Raw genomic sequence first — 17,802 nt, 5'->3', positions numbered from 1 at the left:
AAAGCGGCCTGAAACCGCCGCGAGAGTGGTTCGTGCTATCCATTCGCTAGGGTGCGCCGACGAGGACGAACCGGCTCTCGGCGTCGCCGTTCTCGATCCGCCGCGTCGCCTCGCCCGGAATCCTGACCGCGTCGCCCTCGGCCATCGCCACCTCTTCGTCCTCGATGACGACGGTCGCCTCGCCCTCGACCAGCAGGTAGACCTCCTCGTGACCCTCGTCGGCGTGGTCGTGTTCCTTGCCGGTCCAGCCCGGGTCACACTCGAGGACGCTCACGCCGAGGTTCTCGCAGTCGAGCGGGTCGCGCAGGAAGTACAACGACCCCGCGACCGGGTCGACGTCCGCGTAGTTCGCCTTCGTGTACGTGTCGGGCATACACGCCACGTTCGGCATCGGGGTCCAAATAGCCCGTCGGTCTCCCGGGTCGATGCGCCGAACCTCCGGGGCGCGAACGGACCACGACCACCGGCGGTCGAGAGGACGCTACAGGTATCGGAGGTAGCCACAGTCCGTACAGCGCAGTTCGTCGCCGTCGTGAACGATCCAGCCGAGCGAACAGCGGTCACACTCCCACTGGTACCCCGTGTCCGAAACGCTCACGAACCGATGTTCGACCCGCTCTAGCGTCTCGATGCGACGCTGTTGTTCGGCGATTCGACGCTCTAGCTCACGAAGCGTCACGTCCGACCGCGCCGTTCGAAACATCCTGCGTCACCGCATCGGGTACGCTACATGGTAGCATGAACCTGTCGCCGGCCGGAGCAAGGAACGCGCAAGAAACGGAAACGGGTTCGTACCGTTTCCCTTCCGTCCGCGGCAGTGCTGGGGATGGTCGTGGTGTGTCACGCCAACGCAGGTTGTCTATGGCCTCAGTCTGCGATCTCCCAGCATCCCTATCACATCACTCCGGGGGAGTAAGTTTTGTGCTTACTGATACTGAAACAACACCTATCGGAACCGGCCGAGCAGGCGGTAGTCCTCGTGGGGGTCGTACCCGCGGAACGCGAGGCTGTTGGTCATCACCGAGACCGAGGAGCCGGCCATCGCCAGCCCCGCCAGCGCGGGGTTGAGCAGGCCCAGCGAGGCGACCGGGATCAGCGTCGCGTTGTAGACGAGCGCCCAGAAGAGGTTCTGGTGGACCTTCCGGATGGTCGCCTCCGAGATCCGGATCGCCTTCAGCACGTCCGCGGGATCGTCGCGCATCAGGGTCACGTCGGCCGACTCGATGGCGACGTCGGTGCCCGAACCGATGGCGACGCCGATGTGGGCCGCGGTGAGCGCGGGCGCGTCGTTGACGCCGTCGCCGACCATCATCGCGCGACGTCCGCCGTCGGCACCCTCATCGCCCGACTGGATCTCCTCGACCACGTCTGCCTTGTCCTCGGGCAGGACGCCGGCGCGGACGTTCTCCCCGTCGATGCCGACCTCGCGCGCCACCGCGCGGGCGGTGCGCTCGTTGTCGCCGGTCAGCATGACCACGTCGAGTCCGCGTTCCCGGAGGGCCGCCACCGTCCGCTTCGCGCTCTCGCGCACCGCGTCGGCGTTCGCGACCACGCCCAGCAGTTCCCCGTCACGGGCGACGAGCATCGCGGTCTTGCCCTCGCGTTCGAGACGCTCCATCGTCTCATCCATTCGACTCGGGTCGATCCCGTTGTCGCCCATCAGCTTGCGGTTGCCGACGAGCACCTCGCGTCCCGCGACCGTCGCACGGATCCCGTGACCGGGGACGTTCTCGAACTCCTCGGGGTCGTCAAGGTCGAGCTCGCGCTCGCGGGCCCCCTCGACGATGGCGCGCGCGAGCGGGTGTTCGGAGCCGGATTCGGCGCTCGCGGCGGCCGCGAGGACCGTCCCCTCGGAGGTCGCGGGTTCCTGTACCAGCCCGCCGTCCGCTGCGGTACCGCCGTCGCTTCGGGCCTCCGAGACGGGGACCACGTCGGTGAGTTCCATCTCGCCGTGGGTCAGCGTCCCCGTTTTGTCGAAGACGACCGTGTCGATGCCGCGGGCGCGTTCGAGGACGTCGCTACCCTTGAACAGGACGCCGTTCGTCGCGGAGATGGTCGAGCCGACCATCGTCGCCGCGGGGGTCGCGAGACCGAGCGCGCAGGGGCAGGCGATCAACAGCGCGCTCGCCAGCACGATCATCGAGAACTCGCTCACGGGAACGCCGTCCGCGACCGGGCCGCCGCCGACGGGCCCCCAGAGGGGAAGCCACTCGACGAACGCGAACAGCGGTTCGGGAAACAGCGCCCACAGAACCGCCCAGACGACGGCGTTTACGATCACCGCGGGGACGAAGTAGGCGCTGATCCGATCCACGAGGCGCTGGATGTCGGGCTGGCGCGACTGGGCCTCCTTGACCCGCTCGACGATCCCCTGGATCGCGGTGTCCGACCCGACTTTGGTGGCCTCCACCAGCAACACGCCGTTCTCGTTGATCGTCGACCCCACGACGTCGTCGCCCTCGCGCTTCTCGACGGGCACCGACTCGCCGGTGACCATCGACTCGTCGACCGCGCTTTCCCCTTCTCGGACCACGCCGTCGGTCGGGATCCGCTCGCCGGGGCGGACCTTCAGCAGGTCGCCGACCTCGACCTCCTTCAGGGGCACCGTCCGTTCCTCGTCCCCTTCCACGAGCGTCGCCTCCTCGGCCTCCATCTCCAGTAGCTTCCGGAGCGCGTCGCTGGCCTGGGCCTTCGAGCGGGCCTCGAGCCAGTTCCCGAGCGTGATGAACCAGAGGATGAACGCGACCGCCTCGAAGTACAGGCCGCCCGTGATCCCGCCCAGGAGGACCGCCGTCGAGTAGACGTAGCCCACCGAGGTGCCCATCGCCACCAGCGTGTCCATGTTCGCCCGGTGGCTCTTGACCGCCGCGCGGTAGGCCCCCCTGATGAACTCCTTGCCGAGGGTGGCCATCAGCAGCGTCGCGAGGCCGAACTCGACCCACCCCACCGGGACGCCGAGGATCGCCTCGGGAAGCACGGACAGCCCGAGCATCTCGGCCATCACGACGAGGAACGGCGCGGTCAGGACACCGCCGCCGACCGCCAGCCGCCACTGCTTTCGCATCTCGCGTTGGGCGGCGCTCTCGTGGGCGGCCCCCTCGTCGGCTTCGTCCTCGCGGACGGGGTCGTAGCCCGCCTCCTCGATGGCGTCGTAGACGGCCTCGAAGTCGGTGTCGACGGGGTTGTACTCGACGCGGGCCTCGTCGGAGGCGAAGTTGACGCTCGCGCGTATCACGCCCGGAACCGACTCAATCGCCCGCTCGTTCGTCTCCGCGCAGGTCGCACACGACATCCCGCCGATCTCGATCGTCCGACTCTCGCTGGCGGGTTCGTACCCCGCCTCCTCGATCGCCGCGTAGATCTCCGCCAGCGAGACCGCCTCGGGGTCGTACTCCACCGTCCCCTCGTCGGTGGCGAAGTTGGCGTCGACCTCCCGAACGCCGTCGAGGCCGCCGACGGCGTCCTCGATGGTGCCCGAACAGGTCGCACACGACATGCCGGAGATCTCCAGTTGTATTCTCACGCTATCACTTCGTTCGTATAGAGGGTATCACCGTTCATCGGGGTTACTCTTTCGATCCGAAGGCTAACTCGAGTGTTCACCAACGATTCGAACCTCAATCGGCGCTCTCGGCGAGTTCTTCGTACTGCTCGACGTAGAGACGTTCACAGGACGAACAGCAGAACTGCTTCATCTCGCCGTCGATCCGGCGAGTGACGCCGTCGTCGCCCACCTCGTTGCCGCACTCGACGCAGACGAGCGCGAAGGTGGTGTCGCCGTCGACCTGCTGGCCCCAGTCGGCGCCCGTCAGCAACTCCACGTCGATCTCCCTAATGGAGTCGGGATCGACGCGCTCGAACACCCACGACTGGACGTCCGGCGTCGGCGCGTGGGCGTTGATCACCACCCGGCCCCCCGCGGTGGTGAAGACGTGTTCGACGCCGTCGAGCCCCACCAGTGCGTCCCGGACCGCCCCGGTCGCACCCGGCGCGACCGAGAGGGTCACGAGGACGGGCGTCCCCTGGCGGAGCTGTGATCGGTCGAGGTCCAGCGTGAACCGGCGGATGATCCCGTGTTCCTCGAGCTTCGAGACGCGATCGGAGACCGCCGGCGGAGAGAGGTCGACCCGCTCGCCGATCTCGCTGTAGGGTCGCCGGGCGTCCTCGGTGAGCAACTGGAGGATCCGGAGGTCTGTCTCGTCGAGCATACCCCCGCTTCGACCCGCTATATCAAATCCGTTTCGCCGATCTCGCTTTCGATTCGTGTGTGAGAGGACGGAAACGACTTGGGTTCGAATGGACAACCCAGAAGAGAGGGGAGGGCCTACCAGCCGATATGGCACGAACCCTGACCGTGAGCGACATGAGCTGTACGGGCTGTGAGGAGACCGTCATCGACTCGCTGCGGGACGTCGACGGGGTCGAGGACGCCCGCGCCGACCACGAGGGCGACACGGTCGCCGTCGAGGGCGACGCCAGCGAGGACGCCGTCAGGACGGCGATCGAGGAGGCGGGCTACACCGTCGAGGGCTAGCGCCCCATCGTGTGGAACTCCCCGTTCGGGCGCATGTCCGCGAGGTGTGCCATCCGGTTCGAGAGGTTGAAGAAAGCCGTCACCGACCCGATGTCCCAGATCGCCTTCTCCGAGTAGCCCACGTCGCGGAGGCGCTCGAAATCCCGTTCCTCGACTTCCTCCATCGACTCGGTGAGTTTCACGGCGAGATCCAGCATCCGCCGGTGTCTCTCGCTGATCTCGGCGGTTCGGTAGTTCGCCACCAGTTGATCCGCGAGTTCGGGGTCATCGCCGTAGATCCGCACGAGCGCGCCGTGGGCCACGTTGCAGTAGTAACAGTGGTTCACCCCGGAGACGGCGACGACGATCATCTCGACCTCCTCCCTTTCGAGGTCCGTGTCCTCGATCAGCGCGTCGTAGTACGCGAAGAAGGCCCTGAACTGGGCGGGGTGGTAGGCGTAGGCGAGGAAGACGTTCGGGGTGAAGCCGGCACGTTCGGTCTCCTCGTCGATGCGCTCGCGGAGGTCCGCGGGGAGGTCCTCGTAGTCGGGAACCGGGAATCGGGTCATCGCGGGTTCGTCGGGTGCCATGCGACGTACTCGGCGCTCGGAAGGATAAGTCTACAGCCAGCCACGCCGACTCAGGAGGACGAGAACGCTGTAGCCGACCGCGCCGACGGCGAAGATCACGACCGGGATGAGGAACGGTCCCAGGAGGTCGAGGACCGATTCGAGCGCCATCGGGTGCGATTCGTCCGCGGGAGTCCTAACGGTACCGATCGGCCGGGGAGGGACGGAGTAATATATCCACGGACGCCAATCACAGTCATGCACGCGCCGGGTCACGTCGGCACCGCGTTGCTGGTGTACTCGCCGGTCGGCCTCGCCCTCCTGGTCGCGGGTCTCGACGAACTCGCCGTCCTCGGGGGCGTCGGGATGGTCTCGCTCGCGACGCTGCCGGACTGCGACCACCGACTGCCGCTCGTCGCCCACCGCGGCCCCACCCACTCGGTGGTGTTCGCCCTCCTGATCGGCGGGATCCTCGGGGCCGCGGGGTTCGTCTTCGGCGAGGCGTTCGTCGGACTCTCCGCGACGGTGATGGCGACGTTCGCGTTCGTCGTCGGGGCGCTCGCCGTCCTCTCCCATCTCGCCGCGGATTCGATCACGCCGATGGGCATTCGTCCGTTATGGCCCCTCTCGCGGTGGCACTACTCGGCGGGCATCGTTCGTGCGAAGAACCCGATCGCCAACTACCTGCTTCTGGCCGTGGGGATCGCCGCCGTGACCGCCGTACTGGTCGTCACGGCGGGGCTCTAGAGCAGCGAGTCGATCTCCGCGATCGACCCCAGTACGTGATCGGGTTCGACCTCCGAGGCGGCGAGCGTTCGCGCGTCGGTGACGCCCGTCCGCACCAACGCGGTGGTCATGCCCGCGCGCTCGCCCATCGCGATGTCCGTATCGAGTCGGTCGCCGACGATCAGGCAGTCCTCCGCTCGGACCCCGAGCGTGCGCTCGATGGACTCGACCGCGCTCGGCGCGGGTTTGCCCATGATCGCGTCGGGATCCCTGCCCGCGACCCCCGCGATGGCGTTGATGATCGCGCCCGACCCCGGAACTTCACGGTCTTCGGTCGGGATCGTCCGGTCGGGGTCGGTGCCGACGAACCGGACCTCGGGGTTCGAGAGCGCCCACAGCGCGTGAGTCAACGCCTCGTAGGAAAAGTCGCGGTCGATCGAAGCGACGAGGACGTCCGCGCGTGCGTAGTCGGCGGTCGTCTCGAGGCCCGCCTCCGTGAGTTGCTCCTCGAGGCCGTCCTCGCCGATCACGTAGAGGGTGTGGGCGGCGTGTTCGCGCGCGAGGACCTCCGCGGTGATCGTCCCCGCGGTGATCAGTTCCGCCGGATCGAGGACGAAGCCGTGGCGGGCGAGGCGGTCGGCGTAGGCCTCGCGGGTGCGGATCGGGTTGTTCGAGACGAACGCCGGGGAGAGGCCGGCCTCGCGCAGGCGAGCCACGGCCTCGACCGCGCCCGGGATCGGTTCGCTGCCGCGGATCAGCGTCCCGTCAACGTCGAGGACGACTCCCGCGTGTCCCATCACTCCGCGGCCGGCGGTTCGTTCCACGGCGCGCTCTCGGGGTCGATCATCCGCTCGCGGTCGTCGAGGTCGTTTATCTTCGCCACGTCGGCCTCGGTGAGGTCGTCGACGAGGTCGAGCGCGCGGTAGTTCTCCTCGATGTGGTCCCCGCGTGCCTTCGGGATGGGGTAGATCCCGCGCTCGATCAGCCACGCCAGTGCGACCTGTGCGGGCGTGGCGTTGTGGTTGCCCGCGACGTCGTTGATCTCGGGGATTTCGGTCACCTCGCCGCGGGCGATGGGCGAGTAGGCGACGAGGTGGTGGTCGGTCTCCGCCGCGAACGTCGCGAGGCGCTCCTGTGGTAGGAGGGGGTGGCACTCGACCTGGTGGGCGAAGACCGGCGCGTCGAGGATCGCTTGGGCCTCTTCGAGCTGGTCGATCCGGAAGTTGCTCAGGCCGACGTGCTCGATCGTGCCGTTCTCGACGAGGTCGTCGAACGCCGCCAGCGTCCCCTCGGGGTCGTACTCGCCGGTCGGCCAGTGGACGTAGAGGAGATCGATGGTGTCGACGCCGAGTTTGTCCCGGCTCTCCTCGACGGATTCGAGGGCGTCCTCGTAGGCGAGGTTATCGGTTCCGACCTTGGTCGCGAGGAACACGTCCTCGCGATCGACGCCGCTCTCTGCGATCGCGTCGCCGACGTACTCCTCGTTCTCGTAGACCTGTGCCGTGTCGATGTGACGATAGCCCACGTCGAGGGCGCGCTGAACGCTTTCGACACACGTCTCCGGGTCTTCGAGCTTGTACGTCCCGAAACCCAGGGCGGGTAGCGATCCTGGCATACCTCCGAATCCACGCGCCACTCATAAAGCGGCTGTGGTTGCGAGGCCCATCCGACGCCCGCGCGCGAGCACCCACGCCGCGAAGAGCGCCGCACCGATCGCCTCGGGGACGGCGAGTCCCGACCCCGCGCGGAGGCCGACGGCCCACGCGAGCCACTGGAGGACGTGCAGGTTGGCGAGCCAGATCGTCCCGAGGCCGAAGCGCGGTTCCCCGACGACGACGCTCGAAGTGCCGTCGATCCAGAGGGCGAGCGTCGCCCCCAGATAGAACCCGACCGCGACCGGGAGGTGGAGGGGATGGCCGCTCGGGAACAGGCCGACGCCCGCCAGCAGCGCGAGGGTGACGACCAACGAGGCGGCCGCGAGGCCATCGAGGCGGGTTCGGGCCCCGGCCGCCAGCGCCGTCGCGAACGGGACCCCGAGGAGTGCGGCGAGGACCAGCCCGCCGTTGAAGAGCCACGCGGTCGGCGTGCCCGGCGCGCCGAGGTCGGAGAGGGCGCCGTCCGTCCACGAGAACTCCGGGGCCACCAGCGCCGCGCCGAGGATGGCGACGACGGCGACGGCGGGAGCGAGGGACGCCGACGCCCGTCCGACGCGATCGAGGCGTCTCATACCGATTCGAACCGCGGGATCGCCCGGTCGATCCGCCGTTCGCGCTCGGCGCGGGCGGCCTCGCGCGTTCGCTGTCGGAGGGCGGTCTGGAGCCGGTCGGCGACCGTCTCGCGCACCTCCGTCGCCTCCTCCTCGTCGAGGTCGAGCGCTCGGGCGTCGCCGCCGATGAGGCTACCCGTCCCCGCGGTATCGACCAGCACGGACGCGAGCCGCCAGCGGCGCTGGAGGATCGTCTGCGTCTCGATGGCGTTCTGGACGCGGTAGTACGGCACGACCCGCGTGGTACGGTGCCAGAAGCCCGTTCGGACGACGACGTGGTCCGCGCCGAGGAAGTACCCGCGGGACTTCCACTTGTAATGGGCGGCGACCGGCGCGAGGGGCACGCCGGCGAGGAGGGCGTACCAGTACATCTGCAGGCCGAGCACGAGCGTCCCCGCGTAGAGCGCCCCGGCGAGGACGCCCAGCACGAGCAGGTATCTGAACGCGTAGCGCCTGCGGGCGCGCTTGGGCGGCCGGACGATCTCGGGGTCCTCGAACGGCTCGATCTCGCGGGCGATCCCCCACGTGGTCCCCCGGCGAGCGATCGGCACGGCGGACTCGGAGCCGACGTTCCCGCCCTGTCCGGGGGCGTAGCCGGCGGTCTCGACGGCGAGGCTCGCGTAGCCCAGCCAGCGTTTGAGGAGGTTCTCGCGGAGCACGAGCGTCTGGACCTTGTCGAGCGGGATCGAGCCGTCGAAGCGCTGGACCAGCCCCCGTTCGTAGCGCAACTCGTCGCCCGACTGGACGAGTCGGAAGCCGTAGGTGCTGAAGACGGCGCTCGCGCCGCTCACCAGCGCCGAGGCGACCACCACGAGAACGATCACCGCGCCGACGACGAGCAGCGGGCTGATCGGCAGGTCGGTGAGGATCCGGATCAACACGGGCGGCCCGGCCAGCGAGAGGAGCACGGAGAGAAACGAGGCCAACCGGAGGTCGAAGGAGGCGACCGCGAGCACCGCGAGGTCCTCGGGCGTGATCGCGTACAGCGCGCGCTCGCGCTCGACGGCCTCCCCGATCCCGGCTTCCTCGGCGCTCTTTCGTCGCCGGAGTTCGTTCTGGAGGCGTTTGGCCTCCTCGTAGCCGACGTATCGGAGGACGGCCTCGGTCTCGCCGCCGCCGGCGGTCTCGACGCGGAGTTCGGCGATCTCGAGCGCGCGCTGGACGACGTTGCGCGAGATGTCGACGTTCTGGACCCGCCGGTAGGGTATCTCGCGGTTGCGCCGGGAGACGACCCCCGAGCGGACATCGAACGTGTCGGGCGTGGTCTCGTACTCGAAGCGTTTGTAGTAGGCGACCTGCCAGGCGACGATCCCACCGAACCCGACGACGGCCGCGAGCGTCGCGAGCGCGAGGCCGGCGCCCCCGAGCGCGGGCCCCGAGGCGATGGCGGCGAAGAAGACGAGGGGGACGTAGCCAAGCACCGCCTGGACGACCCGGTAGGGGATCGACAGCGGGTGGAGGTGGCTCATACGGCGTCGTCACCCTCGGCGTCGATCGCGAGCGCCTTCAGGCGGCGCTGGAGGTCGTCGGCACCCTCGGGGGTGAGGCCCGGCACTGTCACGTCCGCGCCCCGCGAACCCGCGGTGTAGACGACGGTGCTCGCGAGTCCGGTCGCGCGTTCGAGCGGGCTTCGCCGGGAGTCGACGTGCTGGATCCGGACGAACGGAACGACCGTCTTCACGCGCGTGAAGACGCCGCGTTCGAGGTACAGCGCGTCCTCGCGGACCTCGTAGCGCCAGACTCGATAGCGAAGCAGGCCGTGGGCGCCAAAGAGGACGAACAGTCCGGCGAAGGCGGCGACCGGCAACCAGATCCCGAGATCGAGCGCGAAGACGCCGACCGCGCCGACGACCGCCGCGAGTATCGCCGCCGAGAGTACGGCCTGAAGCACCCAGACGATCCGGATCCGGGGGTGGAGCGAGCGCATTACCTGCCGTTCGGACCCGGGGGAAATGAAGGGTCTGGATTAGGCCTCGGGCAGGAGTATCTCGACGGCCAGTCCCCGGTCGCGGGCGTCCGCGGCGAAGGCCTCGGCGTTCGCTTCGAGCGCCTCGAAGGTGTCGTAGTGGACCGGCACCACGAGATCGGCGCCGATCCGCTCGGCGAGGTCCACGATCGAGTCGGGCGACATCGTGAAGGCGTCGTCGATGGGCGCGAGAAAGACGTCGGCAGAGAGCCCCTCGTACTCGGCGACGACGTCGCTGTCGCCGGGGTAGAAGACCGAGACCCCGGCGAAATCAAGCAGGTACCCGACACCCTCGCCCTCGGGATGATACGGCGTGCCGTCCCCGCGGACGTGCCCCTCGGGCGTGTTGTAGGCGCTAATCGCCTCGATTCCGATCCCGTCGATCTCGAAGGCGTCGCCGATCCCGACCCGCCGGATCTCGTAATCGAGGTCCTCGACCGGGCGCGACTCCCGGTCGATTTCTTCACTATGGATCCCCTCGAAGACGCAGACGACGGCGTCGTCCGCCGCAACCCGCTCGATCCCGTCGGGGTCGTAGTGGTCGTCGTGAGTAACGAGAACGAGGTCGCCGTCGCGCGCGTCGTAGTCGTCGAGAACGCCGTACCGGCCGGGGTCGATGTAGACGACCCGTTCTCCGTCGGTGATCCGCGAGGTCGCGTATCCGAGCCAATCGACCGTCAGATCGCCGTACGTAGCGGACATGGGTTCGACTACGTCGAGGAGGGGCAAAAAGCCACGAGAAGCGACATCACGGGGGTGATAAACGTTCGACTGCGATACGAAATATCGCTTCGAGGCGAAGACGGCCCGGGGTCAGTTCAGTCCTCGCCGGTGACGATCCCGGCGACGCGCTCACGGTCGAACAACCGCTCCTCGGCGGGGATCGCCGGGTAGGGTTCGCCCTCGGCGTACTCGGGCCACTCGCCGAAGACGTCGGGATAGAGCTGCTTTGCGCCCATCTCGAGCTGGAAGAGGTTCATGATCGGGCCCTGATAGCGCATCCCGGCGGGGTAGACGCGGTCGTTTTCGACCGCCGAGAGCTGACTGCCGACCGGATGGGACTCGAGGTCATCGCGGACCTGTCCCATGTCGTAGTCCGGGCCGAGCCCCCAGAGGTGGAGGATCACGTCGGGGTCGGCCTCGAGCATCGCCTCGTAGCCGACGGTGCCCCACAGCGCCGACCAGTCCTCCTCGGCGAAGGCGTCGACCGCACCCAGCGGGCGGGTGTCCGCGAGCCAGTAGCCGGGTTTGTTGAGGTGATAGGTGTAGAACCCCTCGCCGCTTTGGGTGACGCGAACGGCCGTGGGGCGCTCATCCTCTGGTGGCAGCCCCTCCTCGATGGTCGCGAGCAGGTCCTCGTGGACCGACGCGAGCGCCTCGTAGCGCTCCTCTTCCCTGAATACCTGCGCGACCGTGCCGAACAGCTCCCAGAGCGTGTAGTACCGATACTCGCCGTCGTACTCGCCGGCCGGTTCGGCGTGGGTGCCGCTGTAGAAGTTGCCGAAGAAGGGGGCGAGCCCCTCGCTGATCTCGTCGATATCGTCCTGCGACCAGTTCTCGAGGCTGGTGACGTAGGTCGGATCGACGAAATGGACGTCGCTGTCGAGTTCGTACAGTCGCTCCTTGGGGAGCCCGTTCTGCCAGGGATTTGCGAGGTCCTCCCACTCGAAGGACACCCCCGGAAGGCGCTCGTAGTAGTGGTTCATGATCGTCCCGGCCATCTCCGTCGAGAACATCGAGTTGACCGCCCCGCCGTGACCGAGCGAGACCGCCATGTCCGCGTACTGCGGGAAAACGGTGAAGGCGCTCTCGGGGACGGCCCCGAATTCGACCTCGCCGACCGGCGAGAGCTCGACGGTAACGGCCCCGTCCCCGTTCGAACCCGTCGAGTCCGAATCGTTCGAGCCGCCACCCCCGCCGAGACAGCCCGCGATCGCCCCGGCGATGATGCCTCCGCCAACCCCTTTTACGTAGTTCCGTCGCGTCGGCGTCCCGCTAGTCTCGTCGTTCGCCATGTTTTTAGGCTAGCCTAATAGCTGATAACCCCTCCGAAGTGGCGACGATCCGAGTCGGTCGAGTCAGGAGTCGTCGGAGTTCTCGACGGTCCGGACGTCGTTCGCGCCACACTCGGGACACGCGAGTTCCCCCTTCGTCTCCGTGACGGCCTCGCTTCGGGGGAACGTCGCCCCGCAGGCCCCACACCGGGCGGAGTTTCGGGCAGTCAGCGTCGTGTGCTGTGCGGGGATTCCGCGGACCACGGCACAGCCACACGCCGGACACGCCAGTTCGTTCTCCGTCTCCGTGGTCGCCTCCTCCCGCGGAAACGTCGCCCCACAGGCCGTACAGCGGGCGTTGATCGGGTTCGTCATGTTCGTGGTATCGTGTGGCACGATCATAGTTCGCCCGGTGGGTCGGGACATCGTTTTCCGCCTCGACGACGAGGGATGTGACATGGAGTTCACCGTCGTTCAGGGCGACATCGCTCGACAGGAGGCCGATGCGCTGGTCAACGCAGCGGGGACGAGCCTGCGGATGGGATCGGGCGTCGCGGGCGCGTTGCGCCGGAACGCCGGCGGACCGATAAACGAGGAGGCGATGGAGAAGGGACCGGTCGATCTCGGCGGGGTGGCGGTAACGGGCGCGTACGACCTGGACGCCGAGTACGTGATCCACGCCGCGGCGATGCCCCACTACGGAGACGGGCGAGCCACCGCAGAAAGCATCCGCGAGGCGACCCGCAACGCCCTCGAGAAGGCCGACGAACTGGGCTGTGAGTCGCTGGTGATTCCCGCGCTGGGCTGTGGGGCCGCCGGGTTCGACCTTCGGGGGGGTGCGCGCGTCGTCGCAGAGGCGATCGACGCCCACGAGCCCCGCTCTCTAGAGGACGTTCGCTTCGTCGCCTACAGCGACGGGGAACACGAGGTCGTCCGGGAGGTCGTCGACGAGGTGCGCTCGTGAGCGCTCGTGGGGAGTATCGTAGAGGTCCATGGAATTCTCCTGCCCAGGGATCGAAACACGGCGTCGGCTCCCGTGAATCGCACTAGACGGTTGGCTACGACACTCCCGATCAGGTGTGACCCGACACGCGCACGGGTTCGTAGGGCTCCTCGAGGTACTCGATGTCGCTCGAAGGGAGCGAGAGTTCGAGGGCCTCGACGGCCTGCTCTAGGTGCTCGCCGCTCGTGGTGCCGACGATGGGGGCGTCGACCCAGTCCTTGTGGAGCAACCACGAGAGCGAGATCTGGGCCATCGTGACGCCGTTTTCCTCGGCGAGTTCCTCCACGCGGGCGTTGATCTCGCGGCCGCCTCCCTCGCGGTAGGGGTGGCGGTACATGTGCTCTTCCGTCTCCCCGCGTGCGGTCGAATCGATCTCCTCGGCCGGCCGGGCGAGATAGCCGCGGGCGAGGGGGCTCCACGGCATCACGCCGATCCCCTCCTTCGCACACAGCGGTAGCATCTCCCGTTCTTCCTCGCGGTAGACGAGGTTGTAGTGGTTCTGCATGGTGACGAACCGGTCCAGCCCCAGGGAATCGCTCGTGTACAGCGCGTCGGCGAACTGGTGGGCCCACATCGAGGATCCCCCAACGTACCGGACCTGCCCGCGACGCACCGCGTCGTCGAGCGCGCGCAGGGTCTCCTCGATCGGCGTCTCGTCGTCCCAGCGGTGGGTCTGGTAGAGGTCGATCGTCTCCATGCCCAGCCTGTCGAGGCTGTTCTCCAACTCCTGCTCGATCGCCTTGCGGGAGAGACCGCGGGCGTTGGGGTTGTCCTCTGCCATCGGGTTGTAGACCTTGGTCGCGACGACGGGCCAGTCCCGGTCGTACCCCTCCAGGGCGGTGCCGAGGATGCGTTCGGACTCGCCCCGCGAGTACATGTTCGCGGTGTCGAAGAAGTTGATCCCCAGATCGATCGCCCGCTCGATGATCTCCCTGCTTTCGTCCTCCTCGAGGACCCACTCGCGCCAGTCGGGATCCCCGAAGCTCATACAGCCCAGACAGAGGCGGCTGACGCGCATCCCCGTCGATCCGAGCGTGGTGTACTCCATATCTCGTGGTGTGGGAGGTGTGACCAAAAACGTGTACCATCCGTGGCGCGCCAAGGTTAAGGTAGGTGGCGGTCGAATCGGCGAGTATGAACACGCTACGGTTGCTCAAGATCGCCGGACTGGGCGTCCTCGCGGTCGTCGCACTGCTGGTCCTAAGCGTCCTCGCGAGCGTCGTGCTGTCGTTGCTCAGCGCGGTCGTGACGATCGCCGTTCTCGCCGGTCTCGTCTATCTCGCCTACAAGCTCTATACGATGGTAAGCGGGGACGACGAGTTCGAGGTCGAATCGGAAGTCAGGAACCTCGAACGGGAGTTCGAGCGCTGATCGGTCGCCGGGGTTCGCACAGCCACAGTTAGGTGGCTGGCGACCGGAGGAGAGGCATGGTCCTTTCGAGACTGTTCAGGGTCGTCGGAGTCGTATCGCTGCTCGTCCTCGCGGCCGTAGCTTACGTCGGCTACCGGCTCTACAGGACGTTCGAAGAGCACGGCGAGTTCGAGTTCGGATGGGCCGTGAGCGATCCCGAACCCGAGCCCTAGAACAGGATCGCCGTCGGCACCGAGAGGAAGGCGGCGTTCAGGAAGAGGAACACGCCGACGAGCGAGGCCGCGAGGAAGTACGGCCGGGCCTCGCGTGCAGGCGTTCGGACCTTCCGCTCGGCGAGACCGCCGGCCAGCCGTTTCGAGCCGCGCTCTACGAGAAGTGCGAGAACGAACCACAGCGTGAGCATCGCGAGGACGAGATGGCCCTGTGGGCTCCCGAACAGCGAGTCGACGGTGTAGCGCGTACCCGCGAGGTGGCCACCGCTGACGAACAGCAAGACCGCGCTGGCCCGCGAGATCCACCTGAGCCTGCCCGTAACGGTTTCGAGCGGGGCGGCGTCGAACGCACCCGTCCGGGCGAGCGGCAGGATCGCGACGGTGAGGAAAATCACGCTCCCGACCCAGAGCCCGGCGAAGCCGAGGTGGACCGCGTTCATCAGCGCGTCGAGAAGCGACATGGGCGACGGTTGGAGGGGCGACTAACAGCCCTTGCGGTTTCAGTCGGTCACCGTGCCGGCGGCCGGTTGGCGTTCGTCCTCCTCCTGTCGGCCCCGGTTGGCCTTGAGCAACGCGGCGAACAGAACGACGCCGACCCCACGCAGCGCGAGGTCGAACGTGAGCGTGTCGAGGATGAACCAGACGCCCGCCGCGCGGCCGACGTCCTGGACGACGAGCAACAGCAGCATCGGGGCCATGAGCATGACCGAACTCAGCCCGAACAGCACCCGGTGGGGGTTGGACACCTCGCCCTCGTAGTAGCCGATGATCGCGACGCCCATCGCGTAGACGCCGACGAACATCCCGACGATCGGGACCAGCACCTCGGGAATCGAGTACGAGAGATCGAGCAGGTCGCCCGCCCCCATGATCCGGCCGTCGCGAAGCAGGAGGATGCCCGGCGAGAAGACGAACGCGAACGGGACGAGGATCTTGTTGAGCGATAGCATGAACGCGATCACACCCGTCTTGAACTCGTCGGCCTTCGCGACCCCGGCGGCGGCGAAGGCGGCGATCGCCACGGGCGGGGTGACGTCGGCCATCAGCCCGAAGTACAGCACGAAGAGGTGGGCCGCCAAGAGAACGAGTCCGAAGTCCTGTAGGGTCGTCCCGAGCATCGAGATGATGATGATGTACATCACGGTCGTCGGCATCCCCATCCCGAGGATGATCGAGGAGACGCCGATCAGCAGGAGGAGCAGGATGTACGAATCGGCGCTCACCGCACGGATGAGCGCGGCAAGGTTCGGCCCGAGGCCCCCGACGGCGATGACGCCGGGGATGACGCCCGCGGCGGCGACGGCGATCACGACCGTCGTGGCGGTGCGCGCACCCGAGTCCATCGACTTGACGACGAAGGTGCCGAACCGGCCGAGCGTCGAGGTCGTCAGGTCGGGCCGACCGATCCGCTCGCCGACGTCCCGGGCGGCCGAATCGACGGCCGGATCGAGGTCGAGCAACGGCGAGTCGCGATTCGGATCGACGAGCAGGAAGACGAGGCTCACCGCCAGCGCGATGACGCCGAACGCGCTGATGGTCGACTCGACGGCCGCGCCGAACGAGCCGGCACCGTCGCCCGCCCCCGTCAGCAACCCGAGGAGACCGACGCCCGCGATCAGGTTCGCGGCGAACTCCGCGAGCGTGAACAGGGTGACGGTCGCCAGCAGCGGGACCCGCGTGCGTTCGTTGTAGGCGGCGATCAGCGCGATCAGCGCGACGACGGCGACGATCGTGAGCCAGCCCGACCGCCCGATCGAGAGCCGAAGCCCGATCAGGAAGTACAGCAGCAAGAACAGCGGCAGGAGGTAGAACCAGCCCTGCACGAAGTGCTCGCGGAGGTTCGCCAGCTGAGAGCGATCCAGCCCGCCGATCCCGTGGCGGGAGGCCTCGAGGTGGACCATCACCCACATCCCGAAGAAGAAGGCGATCGCGGGCAGCGCGGCGGCGACGATGACGTCGCTGAATGGTGTCCCCGTGAACTCGACGATGAGGAAGGCCGCCGCGCCCATCACCGGCGGGAGGAGTTGACCGCCCGACGACACCGAGGACTCGACCGCGCCCGAGAACTCCGGCGAGTAGCCCGACCGCTTCATCAGAGGGATGGTGAACGCCCCGGTCGTGACGGTGTTGGCGACGGAGGAGCCCGAAAGCATCCCCATGAAGCCGCTCGCGACGACGCTCGCCTTCGCCGGGCCGCCCGTCTTGGTGCCCGTCAGCGAGTAGGCCAGGTCGATGAACCACTTGCCCGCGCCGCTCATCTCGAGGAACGCCCCGAAGAGGACGAAGACGTAGATGAACCGGACGCTCACCTGCACGGGCGTGCCGAAGACGCCCTGATCGGTGAACCAGAGGTCCCGGACGATGCTCGTCCACGCGAGTTCGGGGATCGCGAGCGCGCCGAGGTACGTCAGGTCCGTCGGGAGCAGGTACCCCCATCGGGCGTAGACGATGAACATCGCCACGAGCGCCATCAGGAAGAACCCGAGTGTCCTGCGGGTCGCTTCGAGGACGAGCAGCATACCGATCACGCCGACGATGAAGGCGTACGAGATCTCGTCGAGCGGAACGCCGACGGCCGACACCAGCGAGACGACCGGTTCGAGGACGGGATACACCTCGTCGACGGGTCGGCCCGACCCGAGACCGAGCGCGCGCATGCCCCGGATCTCGTCGAACTGCCCGAGCATGTACAGCGGCGACATGACCGTCAACAGGATCAACAGGACGTCGACGGGCGTGATCCGCTCGCGATCGGCATCCATGACCGCCCAGCGAACACCGTCGGCGAGACGGTCCGTGATCGTGGTGAGGGGGCTGTCGGCGCCGAATCGGTTTCGAACCCCGCGAACGACCTCGGAACCGGCACGTGCGACCCGGCCGTCGCCGGTCGAGGTCGGGAACAGCAGGAACGCGAGCACGAGCGCGAACGCGACGTGGATCGAGTCGCGCTGGAGTTGCTGAAGCGACGTGATGGTGTAGCGGACGTCGGTGAACGGAACGGCGACGTAGAACGTCGTCCCGCGGGCGACGAGCCAGATCTGGTAGGCCGAAAACAGGACGCCGACGACGGCCACGAGGATCGCCGCCTTCCCGGTCAGCGACCGTTTTCGCTCGATCTCCTCGAGGAGTTGTTCCTGTTCCTCCGCGGATAGCGCCTGTGAGTCGGGTGGTTGAGATGACAT

The 17,802-nt window shown here is 67.7% G+C and carries 21 protein-coding genes; 5 read left to right on the top strand and 16 right to left on the bottom strand.

Annotation, left to right across the window (positions count from 1 at the left end; genetic code table 11):
- Positions 1 to 46 precede the first annotated feature (46 nt).
- The 4 genes from QRT08_RS01920 to QRT08_RS01905 all read right to left on the bottom strand — a co-directional run bounded on the left by QRT08_RS01920 (position 47) and on the right by QRT08_RS01905 (position 4,208).
- Entirely contained in the window at positions 47 to 373 is a 327-nt protein-coding gene (locus QRT08_RS01920; RefSeq protein ID WP_286043988.1) for a cupin domain-containing protein, read from the bottom strand.
- Between the two features lie 108 nt (positions 374 to 481).
- A complete protein-coding gene (locus tag QRT08_RS01915) occupies positions 482 to 703 on the bottom strand; it encodes a hypothetical protein (protein WP_286043987.1) in 222 nt (73 codons plus the stop codon).
- Between the two features lie 243 nt (positions 704 to 946).
- Complete coding sequence (locus QRT08_RS01910; protein ID WP_286043985.1) at positions 947 to 3,523, bottom strand: heavy metal translocating P-type ATPase; 2,577 nt, start codon at positions 3,521 to 3,523, stop codon at positions 947 to 949.
- A 94-nt stretch (positions 3,524 to 3,617) separates the two neighbouring features.
- Entirely contained in the window at positions 3,618 to 4,208 is a 591-nt protein-coding gene (locus QRT08_RS01905) for an AsnC family transcriptional regulator (RefSeq protein WP_286043983.1), read from the bottom strand.
- 128 nt (positions 4,209 to 4,336) lie between these two features.
- Between QRT08_RS01905 and QRT08_RS01900 the strand changes: the two genes are divergently transcribed.
- Positions 4,337 to 4,534, top strand: coding sequence for a heavy-metal-associated domain-containing protein (locus QRT08_RS01900; RefSeq protein ID WP_286043981.1), 198 nt, complete (start codon positions 4,337 to 4,339; stop codon positions 4,532 to 4,534).
- On the opposite strand, the gene QRT08_RS01895 is transcribed toward QRT08_RS01900, so the two are convergent.
- The gene (locus QRT08_RS01895; protein WP_286043979.1) at positions 4,531 to 5,103 is read right to left on the bottom strand and encodes a peroxidase-related enzyme; all 573 of its coding nucleotides are present in this window, start codon (positions 5,101 to 5,103) and stop codon (positions 4,531 to 4,533) included. The two genes, QRT08_RS01900 and QRT08_RS01895, sit on opposite strands and share 4 nt — an antisense overlap.
- A gap of 237 nt (positions 5,104 to 5,340) precedes the next feature.
- Between QRT08_RS01895 and QRT08_RS01890 the strand changes: the two genes are divergently transcribed.
- Complete coding sequence (locus QRT08_RS01890; protein ID WP_286043977.1) at positions 5,341 to 5,829, top strand: metal-dependent hydrolase; 489 nt, start codon at positions 5,341 to 5,343, stop codon at positions 5,827 to 5,829.
- Here QRT08_RS01890 and QRT08_RS01885 read toward each other — a convergent pair.
- From QRT08_RS01885 to QRT08_RS01850, 8 genes are all read right to left on the bottom strand, one after another.
- Positions 5,826 to 6,605 (bottom strand): HAD-IIA family hydrolase, encoded by a 780-nt coding sequence (locus tag QRT08_RS01885; protein ID WP_286043975.1) that lies wholly within the window; start codon positions 6,603 to 6,605, stop codon positions 5,826 to 5,828. The two genes, QRT08_RS01890 and QRT08_RS01885, sit on opposite strands and share 4 nt — an antisense overlap.
- Entirely contained in the window at positions 6,605 to 7,423 is an 819-nt protein-coding gene (locus QRT08_RS01880; RefSeq protein WP_286043973.1) for an aldo/keto reductase, read from the bottom strand. The genes QRT08_RS01885 and QRT08_RS01880 overlap by 1 nt, the downstream gene beginning before the upstream one ends.
- A gap of 21 nt (positions 7,424 to 7,444) precedes the next feature.
- Positions 7,445 to 8,035, bottom strand: coding sequence for a DUF998 domain-containing protein (locus tag QRT08_RS01875; protein ID WP_286043971.1), 591 nt, complete (start codon positions 8,033 to 8,035; stop codon positions 7,445 to 7,447).
- Positions 8,032 to 9,543, bottom strand: coding sequence for a PH domain-containing protein (locus tag QRT08_RS01870; protein WP_286043969.1), 1,512 nt, complete (start codon positions 9,541 to 9,543; stop codon positions 8,032 to 8,034). The genes QRT08_RS01875 and QRT08_RS01870 overlap by 4 nt, the downstream gene beginning before the upstream one ends.
- Positions 9,540 to 10,001, bottom strand: coding sequence for a PH domain-containing protein (locus QRT08_RS01865; RefSeq protein ID WP_286043967.1), 462 nt, complete (start codon positions 9,999 to 10,001; stop codon positions 9,540 to 9,542). Before QRT08_RS01865 ends, QRT08_RS01870 begins: the two co-directional genes overlap by 4 nt.
- 39 nt (positions 10,002 to 10,040) lie before the next feature.
- Positions 10,041 to 10,742, bottom strand: coding sequence for an MBL fold metallo-hydrolase (locus QRT08_RS01860; protein WP_286043965.1), 702 nt, complete (start codon positions 10,740 to 10,742; stop codon positions 10,041 to 10,043).
- A 116-nt stretch (positions 10,743 to 10,858) separates the two neighbouring features.
- Positions 10,859 to 12,055 carry an ABC transporter substrate-binding protein gene (locus QRT08_RS01855; RefSeq protein ID WP_286043963.1) on the bottom strand — a complete coding sequence of 399 codons (1,197 nt, stop codon included), beginning with the start codon at positions 12,053 to 12,055 and terminating at the stop codon, positions 10,859 to 10,861.
- Between the two features lie 63 nt (positions 12,056 to 12,118).
- Positions 12,119 to 12,430 carry a hypothetical protein gene (locus QRT08_RS01850; RefSeq protein ID WP_286043961.1) on the bottom strand — a complete coding sequence of 104 codons (312 nt, stop codon included), beginning with the start codon at positions 12,428 to 12,430 and terminating at the stop codon, positions 12,119 to 12,121.
- A 61-nt stretch (positions 12,431 to 12,491) separates the two neighbouring features.
- Here QRT08_RS01850 and QRT08_RS01845 point away from each other — a divergent pair, with 61 nt between their 5' ends.
- A complete protein-coding gene (locus QRT08_RS01845) occupies positions 12,492 to 12,998 on the top strand; it encodes a macro domain-containing protein (RefSeq protein ID WP_286043959.1) in 507 nt (168 codons plus the stop codon).
- Between the two features lie 109 nt (positions 12,999 to 13,107).
- Here QRT08_RS01845 and QRT08_RS01840 read toward each other — a convergent pair whose 3' ends face one another.
- Complete coding sequence (locus QRT08_RS01840) at positions 13,108 to 14,085, bottom strand: aldo/keto reductase (RefSeq protein ID WP_286043957.1); 978 nt, start codon at positions 14,083 to 14,085, stop codon at positions 13,108 to 13,110.
- 86 nt (positions 14,086 to 14,171) lie between these two features.
- On the opposite strand from QRT08_RS01840, the gene QRT08_RS01835 reads away from it, so the two are divergent.
- Complete coding sequence (locus tag QRT08_RS01835; RefSeq protein ID WP_286043955.1) at positions 14,172 to 14,408, top strand: hypothetical protein; 237 nt, start codon at positions 14,172 to 14,174, stop codon at positions 14,406 to 14,408.
- A 56-nt stretch (positions 14,409 to 14,464) separates the two neighbouring features.
- Positions 14,465 to 14,620 carry a hypothetical protein gene (locus tag QRT08_RS01830; RefSeq protein ID WP_286043953.1) on the top strand — a complete coding sequence of 52 codons (156 nt, stop codon included), beginning with the start codon at positions 14,465 to 14,467 and terminating at the stop codon, positions 14,618 to 14,620.
- Here QRT08_RS01830 and QRT08_RS01825 read toward each other — a convergent pair.
- Together QRT08_RS01825 and QRT08_RS01820 are read right to left on the bottom strand one after the other, a co-directional pair.
- Complete coding sequence (locus tag QRT08_RS01825) at positions 14,617 to 15,081, bottom strand: CopD family protein (protein WP_286043951.1); 465 nt, start codon at positions 15,079 to 15,081, stop codon at positions 14,617 to 14,619. The two genes, QRT08_RS01830 and QRT08_RS01825, sit on opposite strands and share 4 nt — an antisense overlap.
- A 39-nt stretch (positions 15,082 to 15,120) precedes the next feature.
- Positions 15,121 to 17,802, bottom strand: coding sequence for a TRAP transporter permease (locus QRT08_RS01820; RefSeq protein ID WP_286043949.1), 2,682 nt, complete (start codon positions 17,800 to 17,802; stop codon positions 15,121 to 15,123).

It is taken from the genome of Halalkalicoccus sp. NIPERK01, from assembly GCF_030287405.1.
Classification (GTDB): domain Archaea; phylum Halobacteriota; class Halobacteria; order Halobacteriales; family Halalkalicoccaceae; genus Halalkalicoccus.
Note: the sequence above shows the minus strand (reverse complement) of the source record. Positions and strands in the feature narration are given on the sequence as shown.